Origin of the sequence: Agromyces mediolanus (assembly GCF_044917495.1) — a bacterium.
In the GTDB taxonomy this organism is placed as follows: domain Bacteria; phylum Actinomycetota; class Actinomycetes; order Actinomycetales; family Microbacteriaceae; genus Agromyces; species Agromyces mediolanus_B.
The window spans coordinates 432,834-459,349 of sequence record NZ_JAVSSI010000001.1 but is presented as its reverse complement, the minus strand read 5'-3'; the positions used below and the strand labels follow the sequence as shown (position 1 = coordinate 459,349).

Below are 26,516 nucleotides of genomic sequence, written 5' to 3'. Positions count from 1 at the left end.
GCGGACGGCGGGGTCATCGCCAGCCGTAGCGGCCGCGCAGCGCCTCGGCGACGCGGAGGTAGCGCGCCTCGTCGAGCGAGGCGGCCTCCCGCCGCATCCCCTCCGCGTGCACCAGGAACACCCGGTCGAGGCGCGCCCAGCTCGGTCGGCCCTCGGCATCCCAGGGGCCGGCGCCGAGACTCAGGAAGTTGCGATCCCCCGGCCGCCCCTTGCTCGTCAGCTGGACCGCGAGGAAGCGGCCTCGGCCGTCGGCCGCGACGACCACGACCGGGCGGTCCTTGCCGCGGCCGTCGTGCTCCTCGTACGGCACCCAGGTCCACACGATCTCACCCGGATCGGGCTCGCCGTCGGGACTCGGCGCGTACGCCAGCGTCACCCGGCCGAGGCCGCGCGGGTCGATCTCCTCCGTCGCCGACGCACCGGCCTGCCCCGGCGAGAGCGTGTCCGTCGCCGAGCGACCGCCCCCGGAACCGCCGTCCGCCCGAGCGCTGCGCGTCGACGCGCCGCGTGCGGTGGTCCGCGCCGTCCCGCCCGATCGGAACACCTGGCCGATCGCACGGACGAGGGCGGTGAGGAAGCGGCTGGTGTCTGACACACCGGCACACTACCCCACCGCCCTCGGGCGGGAACCCGCGCTAGACGAGCTCGAGCTTGTACGCGTCCTCGCCGTGCACCGCCGTGTCGATCCCGGCGATCTCGTCCTCGTTGCGGACCCGGAATCCGACGATCTTCTGGATCGCGAACCCGATCACGAAGGTGAGGATGAACGAGTAGGCCAGCACCGAGAAGGCCGCGATCGCCTGCACGGCCAGCTGGGTCAGCTCGCCGCTGTAGATCAGGCCGGTGCCGTTCGCGAAGACGCCGAGGTACAGCGTGCCGATGAGGCCGCCGACGAGGTGGATGCCGACGACGTCGAGCGAGTCGTCGAAGCCGAACTTGAACTTGAGGTCGATCGCCACGGCGCACACCGCTCCCGCCACGAGGCCGAGCACGATCGCCCAGACCGGGGTCAGCGAGGCGCAGGCCGGGGTGATGGCCACGAGGCCGGCGACGGCACCGGACGCGGCCCCGACGGAGGTCGGCTTGCCGTCCTTGATCTTCTCGACGACGAGCCAGGCGAGCAGCGCCGCCGCGGGCGCCGCGATCGTGTTCACGAAGGCGAGGGCGGCGGTGCCGTCGGCCGCGAGCTCCGACCCGGCGTTGAAGCCGAACCAGCCGAACCAGAGGAGGCCGGCGCCGAGGAGGACGAAGGGCGGGTTGTGGGGCACGTGCGCGCCCTTGGAGAACCCGACCCGCTTGCCGAGCACCAGGGCGAGGGCGAGGGCCGCAGCGCCGGCGTTGATGTGGACGGCGGTGCCGCCCGCGAAGTCGATCGCCCCGACGCCGAACGCCTGCTGCAGGCCGTACGTGATCCAGCCGCCGTACGCGAAGCTGCCGTCGTCGGCGAGCCCGAAGTTGAAGACCCAGCTCGCGACCGGGAAGTACACGACCACGGCCCAGATCCCGGCGAAGATCATCCAGGCGCCGAACTTCGCACGGTCGGCGATGGCGCCGGAGATGAGCGCGACGGTGAGGATCGCGAACGTCGCCTGGAAGGCCACGAAGGCGAGCGGCGGGAAGGCCGCGTCCTCGGGCGTCTCGAGGAGGCTCTGCAGGCCGATCGCCGACCAGTCGATCGACCAGGGCGCGCTCAGCCCCTCGGCCGAGGGGAACGCGATCGCGTAGCCGAACAGCACCCAGAGCACGCCGATGAGGCCCATCGCGCCGAAGCTCATCATCATCATGCTGATGACGCTCTTCGCCTTCACGAGGCCGCCGTAGAAGAACGCGAGCCCTGGGGTCATCAGCAGCACGAGTGCCGCCGCGATCAACAGGAACGCGGTGTTGCCTTGGTCCATCTCGAAACCTCTCTCGGGTGCAACTGGGGATCCGGTGCTCGCCCAGTGTCACGAGAGCGGGTTTCGAACGATTCTTCGTCGTGTTTCGGCGCGGTTACGGAGCGGCCCCCGATGTAAACAGCACGTTTCGAGGCGCGGTGAGTCCTCCGGGCATCCGCCGAGGGGATGCCCGGAGCGGAGGCGGCGCCGATTCGCGGCCGAGCGGCCGTCGCCGTCCCCTCCGACGACCCTCAGTCGTGCGGCGGCAGCTCGCCGGAGGTGAGGGCGATCATCCGGCTCATGGAGCGCAGGTACTTCTTGCGGTAGCCGCCGGCCATCATCTCGTCGTCGAAGACCTCGTCGAGCGGCACGCCGCTCGCGATGATCGGGACCTCGGCGTCGTAGACGCGGTCGATGAACGCGACGAGGCGCAGTGCCGCGTTCTGGTCATGGAGCACGTGCGCGCCGGTGAGGGCGATCGCGTCGACGCCGTCGATGAGTCGCACGTACTTCGAGGGATGCACCGTCGCGAGGTGCGCGATGAGCTCGTCGAAGCCGTCGAGGGAGGTGGCGTGCCCGTGGTTCGCGAGCGCCGCCGCGGTGCGCTGCACGGTCCCGTCGTCGCCGGCGACGACCGCGTGGCCTTCGGTGTCGCGACGGCGGTAGTCGAGGCCGTCGATCCGCAGGGTCTCGAAGTTCGAGGAGAGCGCGTGGATCTCACGCAGGAAGTCGGCGGCGGCGAACCGCCCCTCGCCGAGCGCGTTCGGCGGGGTGTTGCTCGTCGCGGCGACGCGCGTGCCGCCCGCCATCAGCTCGCCGAGGAAGCGGGTCATGAGCATCGTGTCGCCCGGGTCGTCGAGCTCGAACTCGTCGATGCAGACGAGCTTCGCCCCGCGGAGGAGCTCGACCGCCTGCGCGTAGCCGAGCGCGCCGACGAGCGCCGTGTACTCGATGAAGGTGCCGAAGTACGTCGGCCCGTGCGCGACGTGCCAGAGGGCCGCGAGGAGGTGCGTCTTGCCGACGCCGAAGCCGCCGTCGAGGTAGACGCCCGGAAGCTCGATGCGCGCGGGCCGCTTGCGCGAGAAGAACCCGCCGGGCCGCTGCGCGGCGCGCCAGGCGCCGGCGAACTCCTTGAGTCGCGCGAGCGCGGCCTGCTGGGAGGGGAAGTCGGGGTCGGGACGGTACGAGTCGAAGGACGCGTGCTCGAACTGCGGGGGCGGGGTCAGCGCCGCGGCGATCTCGGCGCCCGTGATGGTCGGGTTCCGCTCGATGAGCCGGACGAGCGTGCTGGCCTCAGCCGTGGTCATGTTCAGGGGTCTCCCGTGTTGCATCCGATGACGGCCCCTGTGACTTCGACCGGCGCGCCGCGTAGATTCGAGTTGGATTTCGCCACCAGCCTAGTCCGCTCCCCCGAACCCACGCGCCCGACCGGGCGCCCGCAGGAGGCCAGCATGTCCATCGCGTTCGACCCCGCCGAGAAGTTCGCCGAGTACGCCCACCCGGAGCGCCTCGTCTCCACCGAGTGGCTCGCCGAACGCCTGGGCGAACCGGGCCTCGTGGTGGTCGAGTCCGACGAGGACGTGCTCCTCTACGAGACCGGGCACATCCCCGGCGCGGTGAAGATCGACTGGCACACGGAGCTCAACGACCCGGTCGTCCGCGACTACCTCGACGGCGAGCAGTTCGCCGCGCTGCTCGGTTCCAAGGGCATCGCCCGCGACACCACCGTCGTCATCTACGGCGACAAGAACAACTGGTGGGCCGCGTACGCGCTGTGGGTGTTCACGCTCTTCGGGCACGAGGACGTCCGGCTGCTCGACGGCGGGCGCGACCTCTGGATCGCCGAGGGCCGGGAGCTCACGACGGCTCCGGCCGAGGTGACGCCCGTCGAGTACCCTGTCGTCGAGCGCGACGACACCGCCGTGCGCGCGTTCAAGGAGGACGTGCTCGCTCACCTCGGCAAGCCGCTCATCGACGTGCGATCCCCTGAGGAGTACTCGGGCGAGCGCACGACCGCGCCGGCCTATCCGGAGGAGGGCGCGCTCCGCGCCGGGCACATCCCGACGGCCGCGTCGGTGCCGTGGGCGCGCGCCGCCGCGTCCGACGGCACCTTCCGCACGCGCGCGGAGCTCGACGCCATCTACCGCGAGGAGGTCGGCCTCGAGGACGACGACGAGGTCGTCGCCTACTGCCGGATCGGCGAGCGCTCCAGCCACACCTGGTTCGTGCTCACGCACCTGCTCGGCTTCGAGCACGTGCGCAACTACGACGGATCGTGGACGGAGTGGGGCAGCGCGGTGCGCGTGCCCATCGTCACCGGCGAGGCGCGCGGCGAGCTGCCGTCCCGCTGAGGGGCGCCGGCGGCGATCGAGGCGGCGCGCCCGTCCACGCCGCCCCGATCGGTGGGAGAATCGACGGGATGGACACCACCGCACTCCCCGAGCGGCTCGCCGAGACCCGCGACGACTTCCTCGCGCTCGGCGTGAAGGACCGCCTGCAGCTCCTGCTCGAGTTCTCGAACGAGCTGCCCGAGCTTCCCGAGCGCTACGCCGATCACCCCGAGCTCCTCGAGCGCGTCGAGGAGTGCCAGTCCCCCGTCTTCCTCTTCGTCGAGGTCGACGACGGCCGGGTGCATCTGCACGCGACGGCGCCGCGGGAGGCGCCGACGACGCGCGGCTTCGCCTCGATCCTCGTGCAGGGGCTCGACGGGCTCGGCGTCCAGGAGGTGCTCGACGTCCCCGCCGACTACCCGCAGTCGCTCGGGCTTGGCGAGGCCGTGTCGCCGCTCCGCGTGCGCGGTATGACCGGCATGCTCGGCCGCATCAAGCGCCAGGTGCGCGAGCGCACCGCCTGAGCCGATCGGACCGTCGCGCCCCGGGGCGCACGGCGGGCGGCATCCGGTCGGCGCTCAGCGCGCGGCGAGCCAGTCCTCGATGAGCCCGCTCCAGCGGTCCGGATCCTCGTTCCAGAGCTTCGTGTGTCGGGCTCCCTCGAAGATCTCGAACTGCACGAGATCGGGACGCGCCTCGGCGAGCCGGCGGGAGCCGTCGATCGGCACGAAGCCGTCGTCGACGCTGTGCAGCAGCAGCATCGGCACCGCCAGCTCATCGGCGCGGTCGGCCGCGTCCAGCTCGGCGAGGTCGATCGGCTCGGCGAGGCCGGCGAGGCCTGAGCCGAGCCGGTCGCGGAGCACCCGCGAGACGACCACGGCGAACTCCGCCGGAAGCCGGTACAGGGTGCCCTGGAAGCGCAGGATGTCGGCCCAGTCGACGGCGGGCGACTCGAGCACGAGGCCGCACACCGCATCGGCGATGCCCGGCGAACGGAGCATCGCCTGCAGCACCGTGCCGCCGCCCATCGACCAGCCCATGAGGACGATGCGGCGCGCGCCGTGCTCCTTCGCGTAGGCGACGGCGGCCTCGACGTCGCGCCACTCCGTGCTGCCGAGGCCGAACCGGCCGTCGCCGGAGGCGGGCGCCTCGCCGTCGTTGCGGTAGGAGATGAGGAGGGTGTCCCAGCCCTGCGCACGAGCCGGCGCGACGGCGCGGAGCCCCTCCGCCCGCCGGGCGCCCCAGCCGTGCACCTGGATGATCCAGTCGCCGCCGGGCTCGGCAGCCGGCACGTGCCAGGCCGGCGCCGGACCGATCGGCGTCTGGATCGCGACGTTCTCGTACGGGATGCCGAGCTCCCACGGCCCCAGGTGGTACCAGCCGCTCATCCGGCCGCGCTGCGCGCGCTCCAGCCGACCGAAGTCGATGGACTCGATCACGCGTCGCACCCCGCGCGGCCCCTCGTCGAGCACCTCGCCGAGTCTCGCGTAGCCGGCGTCGCGGTCGAACCAGAAGCCGTACCGGCCGGCCATCCGCGCTTCGTCGGACGGCGCGAGCAGGATCTCGTTCCGCGCCCGGTCGACGCCGAGGATCCGCACGTCCTCCTCGCGTTCGAGCGGCGGAGTGACGACCTTGCGGGCGAAGCGGACGCCGATCGCGGCCGTCGCCGCCGCGGCGGCGACCGCCGTCAGCGCGACCACGCCGATCGCGATCCCCAGTCCCTTCGCGATGCGCGCTCCCCGTGGCATACGTCCCCCTCCGTGCGTTCCCGTCGAGGTGGTGCCGGCCGGACCGGCGTGCCGCCGACATCCGCCTCGACGCAGACTCTAGTCTGCACTCGTGCCCGACTCAGCGACGCGACCGCCCCACGAGTTCGAGGTCGCGCTCGAATCCATCCGAGCGGCCTCGCCCCGAAGCGAGCTCCGCGTGTCCGAGATCCCCGCGCCCGCGGCGCTCGCCCCGTACGCGACCGCGCTGTCCGCCGATGTGCTGCCGAGTCGACATGCCGACTCCGAGCTCGGCACCGGGCGGTTCGTGCTGCTCTACGATCCGAGCGAACCCGAGCAGTGGGGCGGCAGTTTCCGCGTCGTGTGCTTCGCCCAGGCGCCGCTCGAGACCGACATCGGGCTCGACCCCTTCCTCGCGGACGTCGCCTGGTCGTGGCTCGTCGACGCGCTCGACGCCCGCGGTGCGAGCTACGTCGCCGCCTCGGGCACCGCGACGAAGATCCTCTCGACGGGCTTCGGGGAGCTGTCCCAGCAGGGCGACGGCGCCCAGATCGAACTCCGCGCCTCGTGGACCCCGCTCGACCCCCGGATCGACGCGCATGTGGAAGGCTGGGGCGAGTTGCTGTGCATGCTTGCCGGGCTCCCACCCCGTTCCGAAGGGGTGACGACCCTACCCAGACGGAGGAACCGTGACTGACTACCGGGTGATCGACACGCCCGACGCGTTCGCGGCCGCGGTCGACCGGATCGCCGACGGCGACGGCCCCATCGCGGTCGACGCCGAGCGGGCGAGCGGATTCCGCTACTCGCAGCGCGCCTACCTGATCCAGCTCTTCCGGCGCGGCTCGGGCACGTTCCTCTTCGACCCGCCGGCGCTCGGCGAGTTCGGCCGGCTGCAGGAGCTCGTGCACCACGACGAGTGGGTGCTGCACGCGGCGAGCCAGGACCTCGCCTGCCTGCGCGAGGTCGGCCTCGACCCGGAGCGCATCTTCGACACGGAGCTGGCCGCGCGCCTCCTCGGCATGCAGCGGGTCGGCCTCGCGGCGGTGGTCGAGGAGCTCCTCGGCGTCACGCTCGCGAAGGAGCACTCGGCCGCCGACTGGTCGACGCGTCCGCTCCCCCAGCCCTGGTTGACGTACGCGGCCCTCGACGTCGAGCTCCTCGTGGACGTCCGCGACCGGCTCGCCGAGGAGCTCGTCGCGGCCGGCAAGACGGGGATCGCCGAGCAGGAGTTCGACGCGGTGCTCCGACGCGAGCCGAAGCCGGCGAGCAACGAGCCCTGGCGCCGGCTCTCCGGCATCCACGCGCTCCGCTCGCCGCGGAACCTGGCGGTCGCCCGAGCCCTCTGGCACGCGCGCGACGAGCTCGCGATCGAGCGCGACGTGGCACCGGGCCGGCTCGTGCCGGACTCCTCGATCCTCACGGTCGCGAAGGCGATGCCGCGCACCCGTCGTGCCCTCGCCGACATGAAGGACTTCAACGGCCGCGCGAGCCGCAGCGAGCTCGACCGCTGGTGGAAGGCCGTCGAGGCCGCCATCCAGACGAGCGACCTGCCCGCCGCCCGCGTGCCGAGCGACGCGCCGCCGCCGCCGCGGGCGTGGGCTGCCCGGAACCCCGAGGCGGACGCGCGGCTGCGTCTCGCGAAGGAGGCCGTCGCCGCGATCGCCGAGGAGTACGGGATGCCCGTGGAGAACCTCCTCACGCCCGACACCCTGCGGCGCGTGGCGTGGCATCCGCCGGTCGAGCGCGATGCCGACGGCATCTCCGCAGCGCTCGCGCAGCACGGCGCACGGCCGTGGCAGATTGAGGCCACCGCACAGAAGATCGCGGAGGCCTTTAGCGAAGCGGCACAAAGCATTCAGGATGCCGAGGACAGCGCTTCGTAGGTTCCGTCAAGCGATTCCACGCCCCGAACCGAGGCTTCGTAGGATCGAGTCATCCTGATCCGAAAGGGAGCTGCAGCGTGGCTGAACGAGCTGATGTCGTGTTCGTCGACGGGGTCCGGACCCCGTTCGGACGAGCCGGTGAAAAGGGCATGTACTGGAACACCAGGGCCGACGACCTCGCGGTCAAGACCATCACCGGGCTCCTCGAACGCAATCCCTCCCTCCCGCCCGCGCGGGTCGACGACGTCGCCATCGCGGCGACGACGCAGCAGGGAGACCAGGGCCTGACCCTGGGCCGCACGGCCGCGATCTTGGCCGGCCTGCCGATGAGCGTGCCGGGCTTCGCGATCGACCGCATGTGCGCGGGCGCCATGACCGCGGTCACGACGACGGGATCCGGCATCGGCTTCGGCCAGTACGACGTCGTCATCGCCGGCGGGGTCGAGCACATGGGCCGTCATCCGATGGGGCTCGACGCCGACCCGAACCCCCGGTTCCTCGCCGAGAAGCTCGTCGCCGCCGACGCGCTCAACATGGGCAACACCGCCGAGCGACTGCACGACCGCTTCCCCGAGCTCACGAAGGAGCGGGCCGACCGTTTCGGCATGCTCAGCCAGCAGAAGGTGCAGGCCGCCTACGACGCCGGCAGCATCCAGCCCGACCTCGTCCCGGTCGCCCTCCGCACCGAGTCGGGCTGGGGCCTCGCGACGGAGGACGAGGGCCGCCGCCCCGAGACGACCATGGAGGGCCTCGCGACGCTGAAGACGCCGTTCCGCCCGCATGGGCGCGTCACCGCGGGCAACGCCTCGCCGCTCACCGACGGCGCCACCGCCGCCATCCTCGCGAGCTCGGACGCCGCGAAGGAGCTCGGTCTCGGCACGAAGATGCGCATGGTCAGCTTCGCCTTCGCCGGCGTCGAGCCCGAGGTGATGGGCATCGGCCCGATCCCCTCGACCGAGAAGGCGCTGAAGCGCGCCGGCCTCGACATCACCGACATCGGCCTGTTCGAGCTGAACGAGGCGTTCGCGGTGCAGGTGCTGAGCTTCCTCGACCACTTCGGCATCGCCGACGACGACGAGCGGGTGAACCCGTGGGGCGGCGCCATCGCCATCGGGCACCCGCTGGCGGCATCCGGCGTCCGCCTGATGACCCAGCTCGCTCGCCAGTTCGCGCAGCGTCCCGACGTGCGCTACGGCATCACGGCGATGTGCGTCGGCCTCGGCCAGGGCGGCACCGTCATCTGGGAGAACCCGCACCACAAGCGCTACGGAAAGGGTCGCTGAACGACATGACCGACTACTCGAAGATCGACTTCTCCGAGCTCGCCGCCATGTCGGCCGACGAGGTCGTCACGCACTCCTACGTGCGCGACGTCCGCCTGCCGTCGGGCAAGACGCTGGCGCTCATCACGCTCGACAACGGGCGCGACCACACCCGGCCCACCACGCTCGGTCCGGTCACCCTGCTCGAGCTCGACGAGCGCCTCGTCGAGCTGCGGGCCCGCGCCGCGGCCGGCGAGATCGACGCCGTCGCGATCACCGGCAAGCCGTACTTCCTCGCCGCCGGGGCCGACCTCTCGAAGGTCGGCGAGATCCCGAGCCGCGAGGTCGCGCTGAAGATGGGTCAGCTCGGCCACTTCGTGCTCGGCAAGCTGGGCGAGCTCGGCGTCCCCTCGTTCTGCTTCATCAACGGCCTCGCCCTCGGCGGCGGGCTCGAGATCGCACTGAACTCCGACTACCGCACGGTCGACGCCTCGGCGCCCGGCATCGCGCTGCCCGAGGTCTTCCTCGGGATCATCCCGGGCTGGGGCGGCGCGTACCTGCTGCCGAACCTCATCGGCATCGAGAACGCGCTGAAGGTGGTCGTCGAGAATCCGCTGAAGAACAACCGCATGCTGAAGGCGAAGGACGCCCTCGAGCTCGGCATCGCCGACGCGATGTTCACGCCGGTGAACTTCCTCGAGGACTCGCTGAAGTGGGCCGACGGCGTGCTCACCGGTCGCGTGCAGGTGAAGCGGCCGAACACGCCGGGCAAGCTCGAGCGGCTCGCCAAGTGGGACGTCGCCATCGGCATCGCACGGAAGACGCTCGAGGCCCGCATCGGCACGGTCGCGAAGTCGCCGTACGCGGCGCTCGACCTGCTCAAGGCGGCGAAGAGCGGCAGCAAGGCCGACGGCTTCGCCCGCGAGGACGAGGTGCTCGCCGAACTCATCGCCGGCGACCAGTTCCGCGCCTCGATCTACGCGTTCAACCTCGTGCAGAAGCGGGCCAAGCGCCCGGCCGGCGCCCCCGACCGCGCACTCGCCCGCAAGGTCACGAAGGTCGGCATCATCGGTGCCGGCCTCATGGCCAGCCAGTTCGCCCTGCTCTTCGTCCGCCGATTGCAGGTGCCCGTCGTCATCACCGACCTCGACCAGGCGCGCGTCGACAAGGGCCTCGCGTACATCCGCGACGAGATCGGCGCGCTCGAGCAGAAGGGCCGCATCGACGCCGACGAGGCGAACCGGCTCCGTGCACTCGTCAGCGGCACGACCGAGAAGGCCGACTTCGCCGACTGTGACTGGGTCATCGAGGCGGTCTTCGAGGACCTCGCCGTGAAGCAGCAGGTGTTCGCCGAGGTCGAGCCGCACCTCGCCGAGACGGCGATCATCGCGACGAACACCTCGTCGCTCTCCGTGGAGGAGATCGGGGCGAAGCTCGCCCACCCGGAGCGGCTCGTCGGCTTCCACTTCTTCAACCCGGTCGCGGTGATGCCGCTGATCGAGATCGTGAAGACCCCGACGACCGACGATGCGACGCTCGCGACGGCCTTCGCCACGGCCGCGAAGCTCAAGAAGAGCGCCGTGCTCACCGCCGACGCCCCGGGCTTCGTCGTGAACCGACTGCTCGCGAAGGTCATGGGCGAGGCCGCCCGCGCCGTCGACGAGGGCACCCCGGTCCCCGTCGTCGAGAAGGCGCTCGCCCCCATCGGCCTGCCCATGGGCCCGTTCGAGCTCATCGATCTCGTGGGCTGGGCGGTCGCCGCCCACGTGCAGGACACGATGGTGCGCGAGTTCCCCGAGCGCTTCTACGCCTCGGCGAACATGCACGCCCTCTCGAAGCTCGGCTCCGCCGTCGTCGAGAAGGACAAGCACGGCAAGGTCGTGGACCTCACCAAGGAGGCGAAGAAGGCCATCACGGTCGGCACGAGCCCGGTGGATGCCGCGACGATCCTCCGACGCGTGGAGGACGAGCTCGCCGGCGAGATCCGGCTCATGCTCGACGAGCACGTCGTCGCCGCGGCGGAGGACATCGACCTCTGCCTGATCCTCGGCGCCGGCTGGCCGTTCCAGGCGGGCGGCGCGACGCCGTACCTCGACCGCGTGGGCGCCTCGGAGCGGGTCTTCGGCGACACCTTCCACCACCCGCGGGTGGAGGGCGTCGGCGCCTGAGCCGAATCGACCGACGGAACGGCCCGCGACGAAATCGTCGCGGGCCGTTCCGTTTCCGCGTGCCGTGCCGTTCGGGGTCGGCGGCGTGATCGGGAGCGGCTCGCGAGTCGAACCCGGAGGCGTCAGTCGGCGGCGCGGGCGATGACGGGCTGCGCGCCGGTGTCGTCCGACGCGCCGCGCGCATGCGGCAGCTTCGTGCCGAGCACCATCGCGGTGACGTCGTGGGCGATGTGCTGCGGGGTCAGCCCCACCCGCTCGAGGATGTCGTTGCGCGAGCCGTGATCGAGGAACTCGTCGGGCAGCCCCAGCTCGGTCACCGCGGTGTCGACGCCCGCCTCGCGGAGGTCCTGGCGGATGCGCGTGCCCACGCCGCCGACGCGGACCCCGTCCTCGAGCGAGACGACGAGGCGGTAGTCGGCGGCGAGCTGCACGACACTCTCCGGCACCGGGACGACCCAGCGCGGGTCGACGACGGTCGCGCCGATGCCGTGCGCCTCGAGCCGCTGGGCGACTTCGAGACCGATGCCGGCCATCGGGCCGACCGTGACGATCAGCACGTCGCGGCGCTCGGACTCGACGAGCACGTCGACGCCGTCGGCGGTGCGGCGGACGGCCCGGTACTCGGTGCCGACCGAGCCCTTCGGGAAGCGCAGCACCGTCGGGGCGTCCTCGACGCGGACGGCCTCGGCGAGCTCCTCGGCGAGCCGCACCGAGTCGCGCGGCGCCGCGATGCGGATGCCGGGCACGACCTGGAGGATCGAGAGGTCCCAGACGCCGTGGTGGCTCGGCCCGTCGGGACCGGTGACGCCGGCGCGATCGAGCACGAAGGTGACGCCGGCCCGGTGCAGGGCGACATCCATCAGCAGCTGGTCGAAGGCGCGGTTCATGAACGTGGCGTACACCGCGACCACGGGGTGGAGCCCGCCGAACGCGAGCCCGGCCGCACTGGTGACGGCGTGCTGCTCGGCGATGCCCACGTCGAACACGCGGGACGGGAAGCGTTCGGCCATGCGATGCAGACCGGTCGGGCGGAGCATCGCCGCGGTGATGCCGACGAGCCGCTCGTTCTCCTCGGCGAGGTGCACGAGCTCGTCGGCGAAGACGCTCGTCCAGCTCTTCGCGCCGCTCGTGTCGAGCGGCTCGCCCGTCTCGGGGTCGATCTGGCCGACCGCGTGGAACTGGTCGGCGACGTCGTTGCGGGCCGGCTCGTAGCCGCGCCCCTTCTCCGTGATGGCGTGGACGATGACGGGGGCGCCGTAGTTCTTCGCCTGCCGGAGCGCGTCCTCCATCGCCTGCTCGTCGTGGCCGTCGACCGGGCCGACGTACTTGATGTCGAGGTTGGAGTACAGCGCCTCGTTGTCGGTGAAGCGCGAGAGGAAGCCGTGCAGACCGCCGCGCACGCCGCGGTAGAACGCCTTTGCGGGGCCGCCCAGGCGCTCGAACGCCTGCCGGCTGGACAGGTGCAGATTGCGGTAGGTGCGCTTCGTGCGCACCGAGTTCAGGAAGCGGGCCATGCCGCCGATGGTCGGCGCGTAGGAGCGGCCGTTGTCGTTCACGACGACGATGAGCTTGCGCGTGTTGTCGTCGGAGATGTTGTTCAGCGCCTCCCACGTCATGCCGCCGGTCAGCGCCCCGTCGCCGACGACGGCGACGACGTGCCGGTCGTGCTGCCCCGTCATCTCGAACGCCTTCGAGATGCCGTCGGCCCAGGACAGGGAGCTCGACGCGTGCGAGGACTCCACGATGTCGTGCTCCGACTCGCTGCGCTGCGGGTAGCCCGCGAGCCCGCCGGTCTGGCGGAGCGTCGAGAAGTCCTGCCGCCCGGTGAGCAGCTTGTGCACGTAGGACTGGTGACCGGTGTCGAAGACCACGGCGTCCCGCGGGGAGGAGAACACCCGGTGGATCGCGATCGTGAGCTCGACGACGCCGAGGTTCGGGCCGAGGTGTCCGCCCGTCTTCGCGACGTTCGCGACGAGGTGCTCGCGCACCTCCTCGGCGAGCTGCTCCAGCTGCTCCCTCGTGAGACCGTCGAGGTCTCGGGGACCTCTGATCGTCTCCAGCAGGGTCATCTGCGCCGCCTTTCCGTGCGCCGCGACGTGGGGTGCGGCATCCGTCGATTCTACGCGACCCGAACGGGTGGGGCCGGGCGCTCCGTCCAGGAACGCCCGGCCCCACCGGGTCGCGACTCGGCTCAGACGAGCGAGCGCAGCACGTACTGCAGGATGCCGCCGTTGCGGTAGTAGTCGGCCTCACCCGGCGTGTCGATGCGGACGACCGCGTCGAACTCCACCGTCTGCTTGCCGGCCGGCGAGTGCTCGCTCGGCTCCGCGACGACGTGCACCGTCTTCGGGGTGGTGCCCTCGTTCAGCTGCTCGAGACCGGAGATCGAGACGATCTCGGTGCCGTCGAGGCCGAGCGAGTCGGCCGACTCCCCCGCCGGGAACTGCAGCGGGACGACGCCCATGCCGATGAGGTTCGAGCGGTGGATCCGCTCGAAGCTCTCGGTGATGACCGCCTTCACGCCGAGGAGGCTCGTGCCCTTCGCCGCCCAGTCGCGCGAGGAGCCGGAACCGTACTCCTTGCCGCCGAAGATGACGAGGGGGGTGCCCTGCGCCTGGTAGTTCTGCGAGGCGTCGTAGATGAACGACTGCGGCGCGTCGGCCTGCGTGAAGTCACGCGTGTACCCGCCCTCGACGCCGTCGAGGAGCTGGTTGCGCAGGCGGATGTTCGCGAAGGTGCCGCGGATCATCACCTCGTGGTTGCCGCGGCGCGAGCCGTAGGAGTTGAAGTCCTTGCGCTCGACGCCGTGCTCGGTCAGGTACCGGCCGGCGGGGCTGTCGGCCTTGATCGAGCCGGCGGGCGAGATGTGGTCGGTCGTGACGGAGTCGCCGAGCTTCGCGAGCACGCGCGCGCCCGAGATGTCGGAGACCGGCGACGGCTGCATCGTCATGCCCTCGAAGTACGGGGGCTTCCGCACGTAGGTCGACTTCTCGTCCCACTCGAAGGTCGAGCCGGTCGGCGTCGGCAGCGTGCGCCACCGCTCGTCGCCCTCGAAGACGCTCGCGTACTGCTTGGTGAACATGTCCTCGCTGATCGAGGAGTCGATCGTCGCCTGCACCTCGGCCGCGTCGGGCCAGATGTCGCGGAGGAAGACCTCGTTGCCCTCGGTGTCGGTGCCGAGCGCGTCGGTCTCGAAGTCGAAGTTCATCGAGCCGGCGAGCGAGTAGGCGATGACGAGCGGCGGCGACGCGAGGTAGTTCATCTTCACGTCGGGGTTGATGCGGCCCTCGAAGTTGCGGTTGCCCGAGAGCACCGCCGTCACGGCGAGGTCGTTCTGCTGAACGGCCGCCGAGACCTCTTCGATGAGCGGGCCCGAGTTGCCGATGCAGGTGGTGCAGCCGTAGCCGACGGTGTAGAAGCCGAGGTCCTCGAGGTCCTGCGTGAGGCCGGCCTTCTCGTAGTAGTCGGTGACGACCTTCGACCCCGGCGCGAGGGTGGTCTTCACCCACGGCTTGGCCTTCAGGCCCTTCTTCACGGCATTGCGGGCGAGCAGCCCCGCCGCGAGCATGACCGAGGGGTTCGACGTGTTCGTGCAGGAGGTGATCGCGGCGATCGTGACGGCGCCGTGGTCGAGGGTGTACTTGGTGCCGTCGGACTCGACGACCTGGGTCGGCTTCGAGATGGAGACCGGCGCGTGGCTCTTGTGGTGGTGCACGTGCTGGCTGTACTCGTCTTCCGGCGAGTTCGCGGGCGGGTCGGACGCGGGGAACGACTCGGCGATCTCGAGGTCGACGAGGTCGTGGTCGACGTCAGCGTAGTTCGTGAGGTCCTTCTCGAACTGCTCCTTCGCGGTCGACAGGATGATGCGGTCCTGCGGGCGCTTCGGTCCGGCGATAGAGGGGACGACCGTCGAGAGGTCGAGCTCGAGGTACTCCGAGAAGACCGGCTCGTTGGCCGGGTCGTGCCAGAGCTTCTGCTCCTTGGCGTACGCCTCCACGAGGGCGAGCTGCGCCTCGCTCCGCCCGGTGAGGCGGAGGTAGTCGACCGTGACGTCGTCGATCGGGAACATGGCCGCGGTGGAACCGAACTCGGGGCTCATGTTGCCGATGGTGGCGCGGTTCGCGAGCGGCACCGAGGCGACGCCCGAGCCGTAGAACTCGACGAACTTGCCGACGACGCCGTGCTTGCGCAGCATGTCGGTGATCGTGAGCACGACGTCGGTCGCGGTCACGCCGGTCGGGATGGAGCCGGAGAGCTTGAAGCCCACGACCTTGGGGATGAGCATCGAGACGGGCTGGCCCAGCATGGCCGCCTCGGCCTCGATGCCGCCGACGCCCCAGCCGAGCACGCCGAGGCCGTTGACCATGGTGGTGTGCGAGTCGGTGCCGACGCAGGTGTCCGGGTAGGCGCGCACGACGCCGTCGACCGAGCGGTCGTAGATGACCTTCGCGAGGTGCTCGATGTTCACCTGGTGCACGATGCCGGTGCCCGGCGGGACGACCTTGAAGTCGTCGAAGGCGGTCTGCCCCCAGCGGAGGAACTGGTACCGCTCGCCGTTGCGCTCGTACTCGATCTCGACGTTGCGCTCGAGCGCGTTCTCGGTGCCGAAGAGATCGGCGATGACCGAGTGGTCGATGACCATCTCGGCCGGCGAGAGCGGGTTGATCTTGTCGGGGTCGCCGCCGAGTGCGAGGACGGCCTCGCGCATGGTGGCGAGGTCGACGATGCACGGCACACCGGTGAAGTCCTGCATGACCACGCGCGCGGGCGTGAACTGGATCTCGGTGTCGGGTTCGGCCGTGGGGACCCACGAGCCGAGCGCCTCGATCTGCTCCTTCGTGACGTTCGCGCCGTCTTCCGTGCGCAGGAGGTTCTCGAGCAGCACCTTCAGGCTGAAGGGGAGCTTCTCGTACCCGGGCACGGTGTCGACACGGAAGATCTCGTAGGATTCGTCGCCGACGCGGAGCGTGTCCTTCGCCCCGAAACTGTTCACTGCAGACACGATGTCCTCTCCTTCGCGAAGCCTGCCGCGAACGCATCGCGGCACTTCATCTTGCTCGTCAGACAGGGGGCCGATCCAGCAAGGGTAACCTAATGGCCCCACTGCCGCCCCGCCCCGCGGGTTCGAGCTATTTATCTCGACGTCGAGATAACTCTATCACTCGGAGGCGGCATCCTTCGCCGGGTACACGGCGCGTACGACGAGCCAGGTGAACACGAGCACGAGCGCGTACAGCGGCACGCCCATGAGGAGCCGGGTCGCACCGAGCGCCTCGACGTTCTGGGCGAAGTAGAAGGGCAGCTGCACCGCGAGCCGCGCCACGAAGAGGCCGATCCACACGAGCGTGAGGAACTGGGCCGCGCGCATCTTGCGCCGGTCCTGCCGCCAGGCGAGGCCGTCATTCATCAGGAATCCGACGATGAGCCCGATCACGGGCCAGCGCACGAGCACCGAGACCAGCAGCACCGTCGCGTAGACGCCGTTCGTCCAGAAGCCGAGCACGTAGTTGTCCTCGGCGCGGCCCGTCCACAGCGACAGGCCCGCCGAGGCGAGCACGCCCACGAGGCCCGCGATCGCCTGGGTCGGCTGCCCCTTCACGACGACGCGCGCGATCGTGAAGACCACGGCGAGGCCGACGGATGCCGCGAGGGCCGGGACGAGCGCCGCCTGCGTCTCGAGGTGGGCGAAACTCGTCAGTGAGCTGTAGACGACGAGGAACACGAGGCCGGGCAGCAGCGCCTCGAGGATGCCGCGGACGCCGCCGATCGCCGTCAGCAGGTCGCGACCGCTGAGCCGCTCGTCGCGCGCGAGCGCACCGAGCCCGCTGCGTTCGGCGGCCGCGGCGAGCTGGCGTCCGAACTCGCCCGCGAGCTCCGAGGACTCACCCGGCGTCGCAGCGGGAGCATCCGTTCCGGCGGCGTTCGCCCGGGTCCCCGACTCGTCAGCCGACGCCTCCTCGCCCCGCTCCGCGTCGCCCGACATCACGCCTGCGGCTGGGCGCCGGTCGCCGGCATGCGCAGCGGGATCAGATCGCGCGGCGGCATCGGCGTCGTCCCGCGGACCACCACGATCGAGCGGAAGAGGTCCTCGACCTGCGCGGCCGCGGCCGGGTCGACGGCCGCCTCGCCCGCGATGACCCCGCGGAGGAACCAGCGCGGGCCGTCGACGCCGACGAAGCGGGCCAGCCGCATCCGGCCGGACGCACCGTCGGCCGCGGCGACGGGGATCTGCGCCAGCAGCTCGGGACCGAACGCCCCCTCGCGCATGCTCGTCGTGCCGCCCTGCCTCGCGATCTGCTCGGCGATCTGGTCGCGGATCTCGTGCCACAGACCGCTCGAGCGCGGGGCGGCGAACGGCTGCACCTGCAGCGTCGAGTTCGCGTAGTCGAGGCCGACGGCCACGACGCGCTTCGACCCCTCCTCGACCTCGAGCCGGAGGTGCAGACCCTCGCGGGGCAGCACCTTCACCCCGCCGAGGTCAACGTACGGACGAACCGGGTTCGCCTCGGCCTCGTCGAACGGGCCGGCGGTGGCCCGATCCTCGGGCGCGGACTTCGGGTGGTCGACGGGGCGCTCGGCGCTCCCGGCGTTCTCGATCTCGCTCACGCGTTCACTCCTGACTTCTGCTCGCCGAATCCCGTCGATCCGAACCCGCCCTCGCCGCGGTCGCTGCCCGGGAGCCGCTCGACCTCCACGAAGCGCGCGCGGCTGACCGGCATGACGACCACCTGGGCGATCCGATCGCCGGCCTCGATCGCGTACGGCTCGCGCGCGTCGGTGTTCAGCAGGGCGACCTTGATCTCGCCCCGATAGCCGGCGTCGACGGTGCCCGGCGCGTTCACGATGGTGATGCCGTGCTTGAAGGCGAGCCCGGAGCGCGGCACCACGAAGGCGACGTAGCCGTCGGGCAGCGCGATCGACACGCCCGTTCCGACGGTGGCGCGCTCGCCCGGGGCGAGGACGATGGACTCGGCGGCGTGGAGGTCGGCCCCGGCGTCGCCCGGATGGGCGTAGCTCGGGACCCGCTCGGCCGTGATCAGGACGTCGACGGAATCGGTCACCGTTCGAGGGTAGTGCAGAAGTCTGGTGGGATAGAGCCATGCCCGTCTACCGCGAGAAACTCTGGCCCACTCCCTGGATCTACATCGTGAGCCTGCTGCTCGTCCCGTCGAGCATCCTGGTGCTCGCACCGGTCTCGATGCCGGCGGGCGTCGTGACGGGAATCGTCCTCTATCTCGCCGTCGTCGGCGCGCTCAGTCTGACCGCACCCGTCGTCGAGGTGCGCGACGGCCGCCTCCGCGCCGGTCGCGCGGAGATCGAGCTCGCCCTCACCGGCGAGGCGGTCGCGGCGGAGGACGCCGCGGCCCGGGCCGAGCGCGGCACCGGACTCGATGCACGCGCGTTCCTCGTCATCCGCGGCTGGGTGCAGCCCGTCGTCCGGATCCCGATCGTCGATCCCGCCGACCCGACGCCCTACTGGCTCGTGTCGAGCCGCCGACCGAAGCAACTGGCCGCCGCGATCAACGGATCGCGACGGCCGGAGTAGGTGCGGGTGCGCCGCTCAGGCGGCGCACTCGATGCAGATCGGCCCGAGCTTCGTGTCGTGGTCGATCTGCGAGCGGTGCTTCACGAGGAAGCAGCTCACGCAGGTGAACTCGTCGGCCTGCGGCGGGAGCACCACGACGTCGAGCTCGACGTCCGAGAGGTCGGCGCCGGCGAGGTCGAAGCTACCGGGGTTGTCGGCGTCTTCGACGTCGACCACACCCGACATCTTGTCGGGGACGCGTTCCTTGAGGGCCTCGATCGACTCCGAGTCGTCTTCGGTCTTCCGCGGGGCGTCGTAGTCGGTTGCCATTCCCATCCATTCCTTCACGCCGAGGATTCGGCGGCGATAGTCTGCATGAAATCATCGGCGTAAGCAAACCATCGCGGCGGACCTCTCCGGTCCTGCAGCCTGATCAACTTCCGGCGCGCCCGGGGTATTCCCCGGAACACGCCCGTTCGCGTGGCATCCTTGGCGGGAACGCAGGCACGGAAGGGTTCTCGCGATGCAAGAGCTGAAGGTGATCGGGGTCGAGGACGGCGCACTCCTCGTGGCCACCGAAGACGGCGCGCGCTTCCGGATCGTGGTGGACGACGTGCTGCAATCGCGCATCCGCCAGGCCCAGCCGGAGCAGCATCAGGGGCCGAAGATCCCGCCGCGCGAGATCCAGGCGTACATCCGTTCCGGCATGTCCGCCGAGGACGTCGCCGAGATCACCGGCGCCGCGGTCGAGTACATCCGCCGCTTCGAGGGCCCGGTGGTCGCCGAGCGCGAGCACATCGTGAACTCCGCCCTCGCGGTCCCCGTCGCCACCGCGGTCGAACCCGACGGCGACGATCCCGCCTCGTTCGGGTCCGCCATCCGCGATCGTCTCGCGCGCCTCGGCGCGAGCGGCGAGCGCTGGGCGAGCTGGAAGGACGAGGAGCGCGGTTGGATGGTGAAGCTGGAGTTCACCGTCGACGAGATCGACCACGACGCCCGCTGGAGCTTCGAGCCGCGCAAGCAGGCCCTCCAGCCCCTGAACTCCGAGGCGATCACCCTTTCGCAGCAGGGCGAGCTGAAGGGCGGCCTGATCCCGCGGCTCCGCGCGGTCGACGACGAGGCCTCGCGCTTCGACAGCGGCGCGTTCACGCTCGACGAGCCCGAGCACGGCGAGTTCGACACGGCACCGCAGCTCGAACCGCTCCCCTACGCGCGCAGCACGCCGCAGTCGAGCCCCGCCGTTACGCGCGCGGCCATCAAGCGGGCCGACGAGCCCGCACCGGCCATGGGCGAGACCGCAGACCTGCTCGAGGCCCTCCGACGCCGTCGGGGCGAGCGCGAGTCGGTCCAGGACGCGCCCGCCTCGCGGCCGGCCGAGCCGACCCCGCTCGTCGAGCAGCCCGAGCTCCCGCTGCCGGCTGCCGAGCCGCTCACCGCGCCGGCCCCGTCGGCGAAGGCGGAGCCGGCCGAGGACCGCCCCGGCAAGGCCGCACGCGCGCTCTGGGGCGGCAAGCAGCATGCCTCCGGACGCGGGGCCGCGAACTCGGCCAAGAAGGGCTCACGGGCTTCCATGCCGAGCTGGGACGAGATCGTGTTCGGCGCGCGTCCCGACGACGACCTGGCCTGAGCCCGCCTCGCTCGCAGCACTCCCGGAGCGCACAGCCTTCTGAGGGGCACAGCCCTTGCGGAGGCAACACTCTCGGACGACGCGACGCTGCGCGAGAGCGCGGTGCCACCGGCCGTCTGAACGGCCCGAGCGGGCCGGTCTCAGGCGGACTTCTCCTGGCGGCGCTGCTTCACCGGCACGATGGTCGGGGCCGCGTTGTCGATCACGGCGGCCTTCGTCACGACGACGCGTGCGACGCCGGTGGAGCTCGGCACCTCGAACATGATCGGACCGAGCACCTCCTCCATGATCGCCCGCAGACCGCGCGCGCCCGTCTGCCGGAGCACGGCGAGATCGGCGATCGCCTCGAGCGCGTCGGGCTCGAAGTCGAGCTCGACGCCGTCGAGCTCGAACATGCGCTGGTACTGCTTCACGAGCGCGTTCTTCGGCACGGTGAGGATCTCGATGAGCGCCTCGCGATCGAGCGGCGTCACCGTGGCGACGACGGGGAGGCGGCCGATGAACTCGGGGATCAGCCCGAACTTGTGCAGGTCTTCGGGGAGGACCTCGCTGAAGAGCTCCGCGTCCTCGCGCTTCGAGTGCAGCGGGGCGCCGAAGCCGATGCCGCGCTTGCCCGCGCGCGAGGAGATGATGTCCTCCAGTCCGGCGAACGCGCCCGCGACGATGAACAGCACGTTCGTCGTGTCGATCTGGATGAACTCCTGATGCGGATGCTTGCGCCCGCCCTGCGGCGGGACGGAGGCGACCGTGCCCTCGAGGATCTTCAGCAGCGCCTGCTGCACGCCCTCGCCCGACACGTCGCGGGTGATCGACGGGTTCTCGGCCTTGCGGGCGATCTTGTCGACCTCGTCGATGTAGATGATGCCCGTCTCGGCCCGCTTCACGTCGTAGTCGGCGGCCTGGATGAGCTTCAGGAGGATGTTCTCGACGTCTTCTCCGACGTAGCCCGCCTCGGTGAGCGCGGTGGCGTCGGCGACGGCGAACGGCACGTTCAGCTGCTTCGCGAGCGTCTGCGCGAGATACGTCTTGCCGCAGCCGGTCGGGCCGATGAGCAGGATGTTCGACTTCGCGATCTCCACGTCGTCGTGGGCGCGGTCGGCGGTCGTGAGCGTGGTCTTCGCGCGGATTCGCTTGTAGTGGTTGTAGACGGCGACGGCGAGGGCGCGCTTCGCGGGCTCCTGCCCGATGACGTACTCCTCGAGGAAGGAGAAGATCTCCTTCGGCTTCGGCAGCTCGAACTCGCCGGCCTCGGTCTCGCCCGCTTCGGCGAGGCGCTCCTCGATGATCTCGTTGCAGAGCTCGACGCATTCGTCGCAGATGTAGACGCCGGGGCCCGCGATGAGCTGCTGGACCTGCTTCTGGCTCTTTCCGCAGAACGAGCACTTCAACAGGTCGGCGCTCTCTCCGATGCGTGCCATCGCATCCTCCCTCTCAGCCGTCTGCTCCGAGCCTAACCCGTGCCGGCGTCGTTGCGGCGGAGCGGAGCTGGATCGTTCGCGGCGTGGCGATTCTCGTCAGTCGATCAAGTGGCGCAGGTACCGGCGCGGGTCGTCCAGGAACGATCTCGTGTGCTGCACGATCTCGAGCTCCTCCCACTCGGCGGGGCGGATGCCCCACTCGCCGAGCTCCAGGATGGCCGCGCCCGGCAGCGCGGCGAGCACGGGCGAATGCGTGGCGCAGACAATCTGGGTGCCGTCGGCCGCCATCTCGGCGAGGTTCGCGAGCCAGGTGAGCGTCGAAGCGAAGGAGAGCGCCGCCTCGGGCTCGTCGAGGCAGACGAAGCCCGCCGTGTACCTCGGGTGGTTGAGCTTCTCCGCGAGCAGCGCGTTGAACGACTCGCCGTGGCTCAGCGCGTGCAGATGCCGGTCGGGGCTGTCTGGCAACCCCTCGAGGTAGCTGTAGTAGCCGTGCATCGTCTCGGCCCGGAGGAAGAAGCCCCAGCGCGGGGCCCCGCCCGTGCGCTCGACGCCGAGCCAGTCTCCGAGCGGCGACTCGGACGGGCGGGTGCTGCCGCCGCCGTTGCTGCTGCCACCCTCGGGCGGCAGCCCGTACGCCATCGCGATGCCCTCGATGAGCGTCGACTTCCCGCTGCCGTTCTCCCCGACGAGGAAGGTGACCCCGGCAGGAAGCTCGAGGGCGCCCTCGTCGAGCAGCTGCCGGACCGCCGGCACCGACGCCGGCCAGGAGCGGCGGTCGATCGCGGCATCCGGGCGGACGAAGAGACGACGAACGGCGCGCCGGTCGTCCAGCGCGCCGTTCGTCATGCGGGTGCCCGGCCTCAGCTCGTGAGCGCGGGCAGCGTCTTCCGCGAGGTCAGCACCTGGTCGATGAGGCCGTACTGCATGGCCTCCTCGGCGGAGAGGATCTTGTCGCGGTCGATGTCGGTGTGCACCTCGTCCTGGCTGCGCTTGGAGTGCTTCGAGAGCGTCTCCTCGAGCCAGGTGCGCATGCGCAGGATCTCGGCGGCCTGGATCTCGATGTCGGAGGCCTGGCCGTGGCCCGCCTCCCCCATCGCCGGCTGGTGGATCAGGATGCGCGCGTTCGGCAGGGCGAGGCGGCGTCCCGGCGTGCCGGCTGCCGCGATGACCGCCGCGGCGGAGGCCGCCTGACCGAGGACCACGGTCTGGATCTGCGGCCGGATGTACTGCATCGTGTCGTAGATCGCCGTCATCGCCGTGAACGAGCCGCCCGGCGAGTTGATGTACATCATGATGTCGCGCTCGGGGTCCATCGACTCGAGCACGAGCAGCTGCGCCATGATGTCGTCGGCCGAGGCGTCGTCCACCTGCACGCCGAGGAAGATGATGCGGTCCTCGAAGAGCTTCGCGTACGGGTCCTGGCGCTTGAAGCCGTAGGCGGTGCGCTCCTCGAAGCTCGGCAGGATGTAGCGCGAGCCGGGAGCCTGCACGCCGGAGAAGGCGGTGCCGCCGTACGCAGGGCCGGTGAAGGCTGGCATTGTCATTCGCTCGTTCTCTCTCTCGTTCACGCCTGGTTCGTTCCGCCGCCGCCGGCGACGTCGAGCGCGGACTCGCGGATGTGGTCGACGAAGCCGTACTCGAGGGCCTCCTGCGCGGAGAACCAGCGGTCGCGGTCGCCGTCGGCGTTGATCTGCTCGACGGACTTGCCGGTCTGCGCCGCGGTGATCTCGGCGAGCCGCTTCTTCATGTCGAGGATGAGCTGCGCCTGCGTCTGGATGTCGCTCGCGGTGCCGCCGAAGCCGCCGTGCGGCTGGTGCAGCAGCACCCGGGCGTTCGGGGTGATGTACCGCTTGCCCTTGGTGCCCGCGGTCAGCAGGAGCTGCCCCATCGAGGCGGCCATGCCGATGCCGACCGTGACGATGTCGTTCGGCACGAACTGCATGGTGTCGTAGATGGCCATGCCCGCCGTGATCGACCCGCCCGGCGAGTTGATGTAGAGGTAGATGTCCTTCTTCGGGTCTTCGGCTGCGAGCAGCAGCAGCTTCGCGGCGATCTCGTTCGCGTTGTCGTCGCGCACCTCGGAGCCGAGCCAGATGATGCGGTCCTTCAGCAGTCGATCGAATACACCCGGCTGCGGTGTCGGTTCGGCCATGGATGTCGCTCCGTTTCGTTGTCGCGTTGAATCGAATCTATCCGGTGCAACAGCGCGGAACGGGGGTGTTCGCCCTAGGCGGATGGCGCGTCGCCTTCGAGCGCCCCCGCGTACGCGAGGAGCGAACGGCGGTACTGCGGCAGGTGCGGGGCGAGGGCCGCGAGGAGCTCGGCTGCCGCACGCCGCTCCTGCCCGAGCGATACGAGCGCGAGCGCCCGGAACGCCGTGATCGCGTCGCCGAGATCGTGCGGCTCGACGGCGGCCTCCGCGAGGAGTTCGACCGACTCGCTCGCGCGCCCGAGGGTGCGCACCGTGGATGCCAGCTGGACGAGCGCCTCGGTGCGGGCCCGCCCGGCGAGCCCGAGCTCGAGCGCGCGACGGTACTCCCCCTCGGCGTCGGCTTCGCGCCCCGCCGAGTCCCTCGCGCCCGCCGCCTCGAAGGGCCCGCGCGGATCGGAGGACGGCAGCTCGGCCGCGAGCGCATCGATGCGCCGGATCACCTCGTCCTCGCCGAGCGCGACCGCCTCGGCCCACACGGCGTCGACGGCGCGCTGCCAGCCGTCCACGGCGGCGCCCTCATCTGCGAGTGCGGTCATCCGCTCGCTCCCTCTTCCTCGAAACGCTTCCTCGGAACGCGAACGGGGGTCGGGCCACCCGGCCCGACCCCCGCCCGTGGATGCGGCTGCTTACGCGTCCGACTTCTTCGCGGCGCGCTTCTTCGGCGCCGGCTTCTCGTCCGCCTCGGCGTCGTCGGCCTTCTTCTTGGCCGCGGCGCGCTTCTTCGGCGCGGGCTTCTCGGCCGCCTCGGCGTCCTCGACGATCTCCTCGGCCTCGGCGACGACCTCGGCCTCCGCCTCGTCCTCGCCGACGGCCGTGAACTCGCTGAGGTCGACGGCCTTGCCGTCGGCGTCGGTGACCTTCGCCTTGCCGAGGGCGATCGCGAGCGCCTTGTTGCGGGCGACCTCGCCGACCATCGCCGGGATCTGGCCCTGCTCGCTCAGGATCTGCACGAACTCCTGCGGGTTCATGCCGTACTGCGCGGCGCCCTGCACGAGGTACTGGGTGAGCTCGTCCTGGCTGACCTGGACGTTCTCGACCTCGGCGATCTTGTCGAGGATGATCTGCGACTTGAACGACTTGGTGCTCGCCTCGGTGACCTCGGCGCGGTGCTCGTCGTCCTCGAGACGGTTCTCGGACTCGAGGTGGCGGTGCACCTCGTCCTCGATGACCGAGTCGGCGACCGGCACGTCGGCCAGCTCGACGAGCTTGTCGACGAGGAGGTCGCGGGCCTGGGTGCCCTGGCCGAAGGTCTTGTTGCGGGCGACCTGCTCCTTGAGCGAGTCGGTGAGCTCGGCGATGGTGTCGAACTCGCTCGCGATCTGCGCGAAATCGTCGTCGGCCTCGGGGAGCTCGCGCTCCTTGACGGCGGTGACGGTCACGGTGATCTCGGCGTCGGCGCCCTCGTGCTCGCCACCGAGCAGGCTCGACGTGAACGTCGTGGTCTCACCCGCGGTGAGCGAGTCGAGCGCCTCGTCGATGCCGGCGAGCAGCTCGCCCGAGCCGACCTCGTACGAGATGCCGTTCGCGGTGTCGACCTGCGCGCCGTCGATCTCGGCGACGAGGTCGAGGGTCACGAAGTCGCCGGTCTTCGCCGGGCGGTCGACCGTGATCAGCGTGCCGAAGCGGCTGCGCAGACGGTCGAGCTCGGCGGCGACCTCGGCCTCGTCGATCTCGACCGAGTCGACGGTGAGCTCGAGGCCCTCGTAGGCGGGCAGCTCGATCTCGGGGCGCACGTCGACCTCGATCGCGAGGAGCAGGTCGCCCGAGAAGTCCTTCTCGTTCGGCCACTCGACGATGTCGGCCGCCGGGCGGCCGAGCGGACGGAGCTCGTGCTCCGTCACCGCGGCGCGGTAGAACCCGTCGAGGCCCTCGTTGACGGCGTGCTCGAGCACGGCCGCCTTGCCGACCCGCTGGTCGATGATGGGCGGCGGCACCTTGCCCTTGCGGAAGCCGGGCACGTTGATCTGCTCGGCGATGTGCTCGTACGCGTGGGCGATGCTGGGCTTCAGCTCCTCGGGCGACACCGTGATGGTGAGCTTGGCGCGCGTCGGGCTCAGCTTCTCAACCGAAGTGGTCGGCATGTGGAAGATCTCCTGTTGTGTGGAAGTTCGTGTCGAGCCAGGCGACTCGTCGGGGCGACAGGATTCGAACCTGCGACCTCCCGCTCCCAAAGCGGGCGCTCTAGCCAAGCTGAGCTACGCCCCGAGTCGCTACTCAACTCGTCGCCATCCGCGCAGGCATGCCGAAGCAGACCGGGACGCGGATGACCCGAGAAAGTCTACTGCACCGCACGGGGCTGCTCAGGACACGCGCGACGCGCGCGACCGCGCGCCGTCGGACGCGGCCCCGCGCGGGGCCGCGCACGTGAACCGCACCCCGCATGAACCGCACTGCGCTTGAGCTGGAATCGGAGGGGATGACGGGAATCGAACCCGCGTAATCAGTTTGGAAGACTGAGGCTCTACCATTGAGCTACATCCCCGA

24 protein-coding genes and 2 tRNA genes are annotated in these 26,516 nt (G+C 70.7%); 8 read left to right on the top strand and 18 right to left on the bottom strand.

All coding sequences use genetic code 11. From position 1 onward, the window contains the following. Positions 1 to 13: 13 nt before the first annotated feature. From ROT00_RS02185 to zapE, 3 genes are all read right to left on the bottom strand, one after another. Positions 14 to 595 carry a type II toxin-antitoxin system PemK/MazF family toxin gene (locus tag ROT00_RS02185; protein ID WP_404771992.1) on the bottom strand — a complete coding sequence of 194 codons (582 nt, stop codon included), beginning with the start codon at positions 593 to 595 and terminating at the stop codon, positions 14 to 16. 40 nt (positions 596 to 635) lie between these two features. Further along, the gene (locus ROT00_RS02180) at positions 636 to 1,898 is read right to left on the bottom strand and encodes an ammonium transporter (RefSeq protein WP_404771990.1); all 1,263 of its coding nucleotides are present in this window, start codon (positions 1,896 to 1,898) and stop codon (positions 636 to 638) included. A 230-nt stretch (positions 1,899 to 2,128) separates the two neighbouring features. Next, a complete protein-coding gene (zapE, locus tag ROT00_RS02175; RefSeq protein ID WP_404771989.1) occupies positions 2,129 to 3,184 on the bottom strand; it encodes a cell division protein ZapE in 1,056 nt (351 codons plus the stop codon). Between the two features lie 144 nt (positions 3,185 to 3,328). On the opposite strand from zapE, the gene ROT00_RS02170 reads away from it, so the two are divergent. Both ROT00_RS02170 and ROT00_RS02165 read left to right on the top strand, forming a co-directional pair. Then, positions 3,329 to 4,228: a sulfurtransferase gene (locus tag ROT00_RS02170; RefSeq protein WP_404771987.1), complete on the top strand. Its 900-nt coding sequence runs from the start codon at positions 3,329 to 3,331 to the stop codon at positions 4,226 to 4,228. A gap of 68 nt (positions 4,229 to 4,296) precedes the next feature. Then, positions 4,297 to 4,731: a SufE family protein gene (locus ROT00_RS02165; RefSeq protein WP_404771986.1), complete on the top strand. Its 435-nt coding sequence runs from the start codon at positions 4,297 to 4,299 to the stop codon at positions 4,729 to 4,731. A 54-nt stretch (positions 4,732 to 4,785) separates the two neighbouring features. On the opposite strand, the gene ROT00_RS02160 is transcribed toward ROT00_RS02165, so the two are convergent. After that, on the bottom strand, positions 4,786 to 5,955 hold the full coding sequence (locus ROT00_RS02160) for an alpha/beta hydrolase family protein (RefSeq protein WP_404771984.1): 1,170 nt from the start codon (positions 5,953 to 5,955) through the stop codon (positions 4,786 to 4,788). Positions 5,956 to 6,046: 91 nt separating this feature from the next. Between ROT00_RS02160 and ROT00_RS02155 the strand changes: the two genes are divergently transcribed. From ROT00_RS02155 to ROT00_RS02140, 4 genes are all read left to right on the top strand, one after another. Beyond that, on the top strand, positions 6,047 to 6,631 hold the full coding sequence (locus tag ROT00_RS02155) for a DUF3000 domain-containing protein (protein WP_404771982.1): 585 nt from the start codon (positions 6,047 to 6,049) through the stop codon (positions 6,629 to 6,631). Next, a complete protein-coding gene (locus ROT00_RS02150; protein WP_404771981.1) occupies positions 6,624 to 7,820 on the top strand; it encodes a ribonuclease D in 1,197 nt (398 codons plus the stop codon). The genes ROT00_RS02155 and ROT00_RS02150 overlap by 8 nt, the downstream gene beginning before the upstream one ends. A 77-nt stretch (positions 7,821 to 7,897) precedes the next feature. Further along, the gene (locus ROT00_RS02145; RefSeq protein WP_404771980.1) at positions 7,898 to 9,103 is read left to right on the top strand and encodes a thiolase family protein; all 1,206 of its coding nucleotides are present in this window, start codon (positions 7,898 to 7,900) and stop codon (positions 9,101 to 9,103) included. Between the two features lie 5 nt (positions 9,104 to 9,108). Further along, positions 9,109 to 11,250, top strand: a complete 2,142-nt coding sequence (locus ROT00_RS02140) for a 3-hydroxyacyl-CoA dehydrogenase NAD-binding domain-containing protein (RefSeq protein ID WP_404771978.1) — start codon at positions 9,109 to 9,111, stop codon at positions 11,248 to 11,250. A gap of 122 nt (positions 11,251 to 11,372) precedes the next feature. On the opposite strand, the gene dxs is transcribed toward ROT00_RS02140, so the two are convergent. The 5 genes from dxs to dut form a co-directional block, all read right to left on the bottom strand. Continuing rightward, positions 11,373 to 13,319 carry a 1-deoxy-D-xylulose-5-phosphate synthase gene (gene dxs / locus ROT00_RS02135; RefSeq protein WP_404771976.1) on the bottom strand — a complete coding sequence of 649 codons (1,947 nt, stop codon included), beginning with the start codon at positions 13,317 to 13,319 and terminating at the stop codon, positions 11,373 to 11,375. A 122-nt stretch (positions 13,320 to 13,441) separates the two neighbouring features. Beyond that, complete coding sequence (acnA, locus tag ROT00_RS02130; RefSeq protein WP_404771975.1) at positions 13,442 to 16,252, bottom strand: aconitate hydratase AcnA; 2,811 nt, start codon at positions 16,250 to 16,252, stop codon at positions 13,442 to 13,444. A gap of 156 nt (positions 16,253 to 16,408) precedes the next feature. Beyond that, positions 16,409 to 17,233 carry a DUF3159 domain-containing protein gene (locus ROT00_RS02125; RefSeq protein ID WP_404771974.1) on the bottom strand — a complete coding sequence of 275 codons (825 nt, stop codon included), beginning with the start codon at positions 17,231 to 17,233 and terminating at the stop codon, positions 16,409 to 16,411. Then, positions 17,233 to 17,856 carry a DUF3710 domain-containing protein gene (locus ROT00_RS02120; protein WP_404771972.1) on the bottom strand — a complete coding sequence of 208 codons (624 nt, stop codon included), beginning with the start codon at positions 17,854 to 17,856 and terminating at the stop codon, positions 17,233 to 17,235. Before ROT00_RS02120 ends, ROT00_RS02125 begins: the two co-directional genes overlap by 1 nt. After that, positions 17,853 to 18,311, bottom strand: a complete 459-nt coding sequence (dut, locus tag ROT00_RS02115) for a dUTP diphosphatase (RefSeq protein ID WP_404771970.1) — start codon at positions 18,309 to 18,311, stop codon at positions 17,853 to 17,855. Before dut ends, ROT00_RS02120 begins: the two co-directional genes overlap by 4 nt. A gap of 38 nt (positions 18,312 to 18,349) precedes the next feature. Between dut and ROT00_RS02110 the strand changes: the two genes are divergently transcribed. After that, a complete protein-coding gene (locus ROT00_RS02110) occupies positions 18,350 to 18,796 on the top strand; it encodes a DUF3093 domain-containing protein (protein WP_404771969.1) in 447 nt (148 codons plus the stop codon). 15 nt (positions 18,797 to 18,811) lie between these two features. Here ROT00_RS02110 and ROT00_RS02105 read toward each other — a convergent pair whose 3' ends face one another. After that, positions 18,812 to 19,105 (bottom strand): DUF4193 domain-containing protein, encoded by a 294-nt coding sequence (locus ROT00_RS02105; protein WP_404771968.1) that lies wholly within the window; start codon positions 19,103 to 19,105, stop codon positions 18,812 to 18,814. Between the two features lie 193 nt (positions 19,106 to 19,298). Between ROT00_RS02105 and sepH the strand changes: the two genes are divergently transcribed. Next, positions 19,299 to 20,402 carry a septation protein SepH gene (sepH, locus tag ROT00_RS02100; RefSeq protein ID WP_404771966.1) on the top strand — a complete coding sequence of 368 codons (1,104 nt, stop codon included), beginning with the start codon at positions 19,299 to 19,301 and terminating at the stop codon, positions 20,400 to 20,402. 140 nt (positions 20,403 to 20,542) lie between these two features. Here the strand turns inward: sepH and clpX are convergent, their stop codons facing one another. The 8 genes from clpX to ROT00_RS02060 all read right to left on the bottom strand — a co-directional run bounded on the left by clpX (position 20,543) and on the right by ROT00_RS02060 (position 26,514). After that, a complete protein-coding gene (gene clpX, locus ROT00_RS02095) occupies positions 20,543 to 21,820 on the bottom strand; it encodes an ATP-dependent Clp protease ATP-binding subunit ClpX (RefSeq protein ID WP_404771965.1) in 1,278 nt (425 codons plus the stop codon). 96 nt (positions 21,821 to 21,916) lie between these two features. After that, positions 21,917 to 22,666, bottom strand: coding sequence for an AAA family ATPase (locus ROT00_RS02090; protein ID WP_404771964.1), 750 nt, complete (start codon positions 22,664 to 22,666; stop codon positions 21,917 to 21,919). A 14-nt stretch (positions 22,667 to 22,680) separates the two neighbouring features. Beyond that, the gene (locus ROT00_RS02085) at positions 22,681 to 23,358 is read right to left on the bottom strand and encodes an ATP-dependent Clp protease proteolytic subunit (RefSeq protein ID WP_404771962.1); all 678 of its coding nucleotides are present in this window, start codon (positions 23,356 to 23,358) and stop codon (positions 22,681 to 22,683) included. 26 nt (positions 23,359 to 23,384) lie between these two features. Beyond that, positions 23,385 to 23,972 carry an ATP-dependent Clp protease proteolytic subunit gene (locus ROT00_RS02080; RefSeq protein ID WP_404771960.1) on the bottom strand — a complete coding sequence of 196 codons (588 nt, stop codon included), beginning with the start codon at positions 23,970 to 23,972 and terminating at the stop codon, positions 23,385 to 23,387. A 74-nt stretch (positions 23,973 to 24,046) separates the two neighbouring features. Beyond that, positions 24,047 to 24,568: a tetratricopeptide repeat protein gene (locus ROT00_RS02075; protein WP_404771958.1), complete on the bottom strand. Its 522-nt coding sequence runs from the start codon at positions 24,566 to 24,568 to the stop codon at positions 24,047 to 24,049. Positions 24,569 to 24,658: 90 nt separating this feature from the next. Next, positions 24,659 to 26,113, bottom strand: a complete 1,455-nt coding sequence (gene tig, locus ROT00_RS02070) for a trigger factor (RefSeq protein ID WP_404771957.1) — start codon at positions 26,111 to 26,113, stop codon at positions 24,659 to 24,661. A 49-nt stretch (positions 26,114 to 26,162) separates the two neighbouring features. Beyond that, positions 26,163 to 26,237: transfer RNA gene (locus ROT00_RS02065), tRNA-Pro, on the bottom strand. Positions 26,238 to 26,443: 206 nt separating this feature from the next. Next, a tRNA-Gly gene (locus tag ROT00_RS02060) sits at positions 26,444 to 26,514 on the bottom strand. Between the last annotated feature and the right edge of the window lie 2 nt (positions 26,515 to 26,516).

Bases quoted from the DNA above. Each gene is read 5' to 3' on its own strand.
- ROT00_RS02085 (WP_404771962.1), bottom strand. From the start codon at position 23,358: ATGCCAGCCTTCACCGGCCCTGCGTACGGCGGCACCGCCTTCTCCGGC.
- ROT00_RS02140 (WP_404771978.1), top strand. From the start codon at position 9,109: ATGACCGACTACTCGAAGATCGACTTCTCCGAGCTCGCCGCCATGTCG.
- ROT00_RS02160 (WP_404771984.1), bottom strand. From the start codon at position 5,955: ATGCCACGGGGAGCGCGCATCGCGAAGGGACTGGGGATCGCGATCGGC.
- ROT00_RS02090 (WP_404771964.1), bottom strand. From the start codon at position 22,666: ATGACGAACGGCGCGCTGGACGACCGGCGCGCCGTTCGTCGTCTCTTC.
- ROT00_RS02180 (WP_404771990.1), bottom strand. From the start codon at position 1,898: ATGGACCAAGGCAACACCGCGTTCCTGTTGATCGCGGCGGCACTCGTG.
- ROT00_RS02105 (WP_404771968.1), bottom strand. From the start codon at position 19,105: ATGGCAACCGACTACGACGCCCCGCGGAAGACCGAAGACGACTCGGAG.
- ROT00_RS02170 (WP_404771987.1), top strand. From the start codon at position 3,329: ATGTCCATCGCGTTCGACCCCGCCGAGAAGTTCGCCGAGTACGCCCAC.
- tig (WP_404771957.1), bottom strand. From the start codon at position 26,113: ATGCCGACCACTTCGGTTGAGAAGCTGAGCCCGACGCGCGCCAAGCTC.
- ROT00_RS02165 (WP_404771986.1), top strand. From the start codon at position 4,297: ATGGACACCACCGCACTCCCCGAGCGGCTCGCCGAGACCCGCGACGAC.
- ROT00_RS02110 (WP_404771969.1), top strand. From the start codon at position 18,350: ATGCCCGTCTACCGCGAGAAACTCTGGCCCACTCCCTGGATCTACATC.
- ROT00_RS02125 (WP_404771974.1), bottom strand. From the start codon at position 17,233: ATGTCGGGCGACGCGGAGCGGGGCGAGGAGGCGTCGGCTGACGAGTCG.
- zapE (WP_404771989.1), bottom strand. From the start codon at position 3,184: ATGACCACGGCTGAGGCCAGCACGCTCGTCCGGCTCATCGAGCGGAAC.
- sepH (WP_404771966.1), top strand. From the start codon at position 19,299: ATGCAAGAGCTGAAGGTGATCGGGGTCGAGGACGGCGCACTCCTCGTG.
- ROT00_RS02075 (WP_404771958.1), bottom strand. From the start codon at position 24,568: ATGACCGCACTCGCAGATGAGGGCGCCGCCGTGGACGGCTGGCAGCGC.
- clpX (WP_404771965.1), bottom strand. From the start codon at position 21,820: ATGGCACGCATCGGAGAGAGCGCCGACCTGTTGAAGTGCTCGTTCTGC.
- dxs (WP_404771976.1), bottom strand. From the start codon at position 13,319: ATGACCCTGCTGGAGACGATCAGAGGTCCCCGAGACCTCGACGGTCTC.
- ROT00_RS02080 (WP_404771960.1), bottom strand. From the start codon at position 23,972: ATGGCCGAACCGACACCGCAGCCGGGTGTATTCGATCGACTGCTGAAG.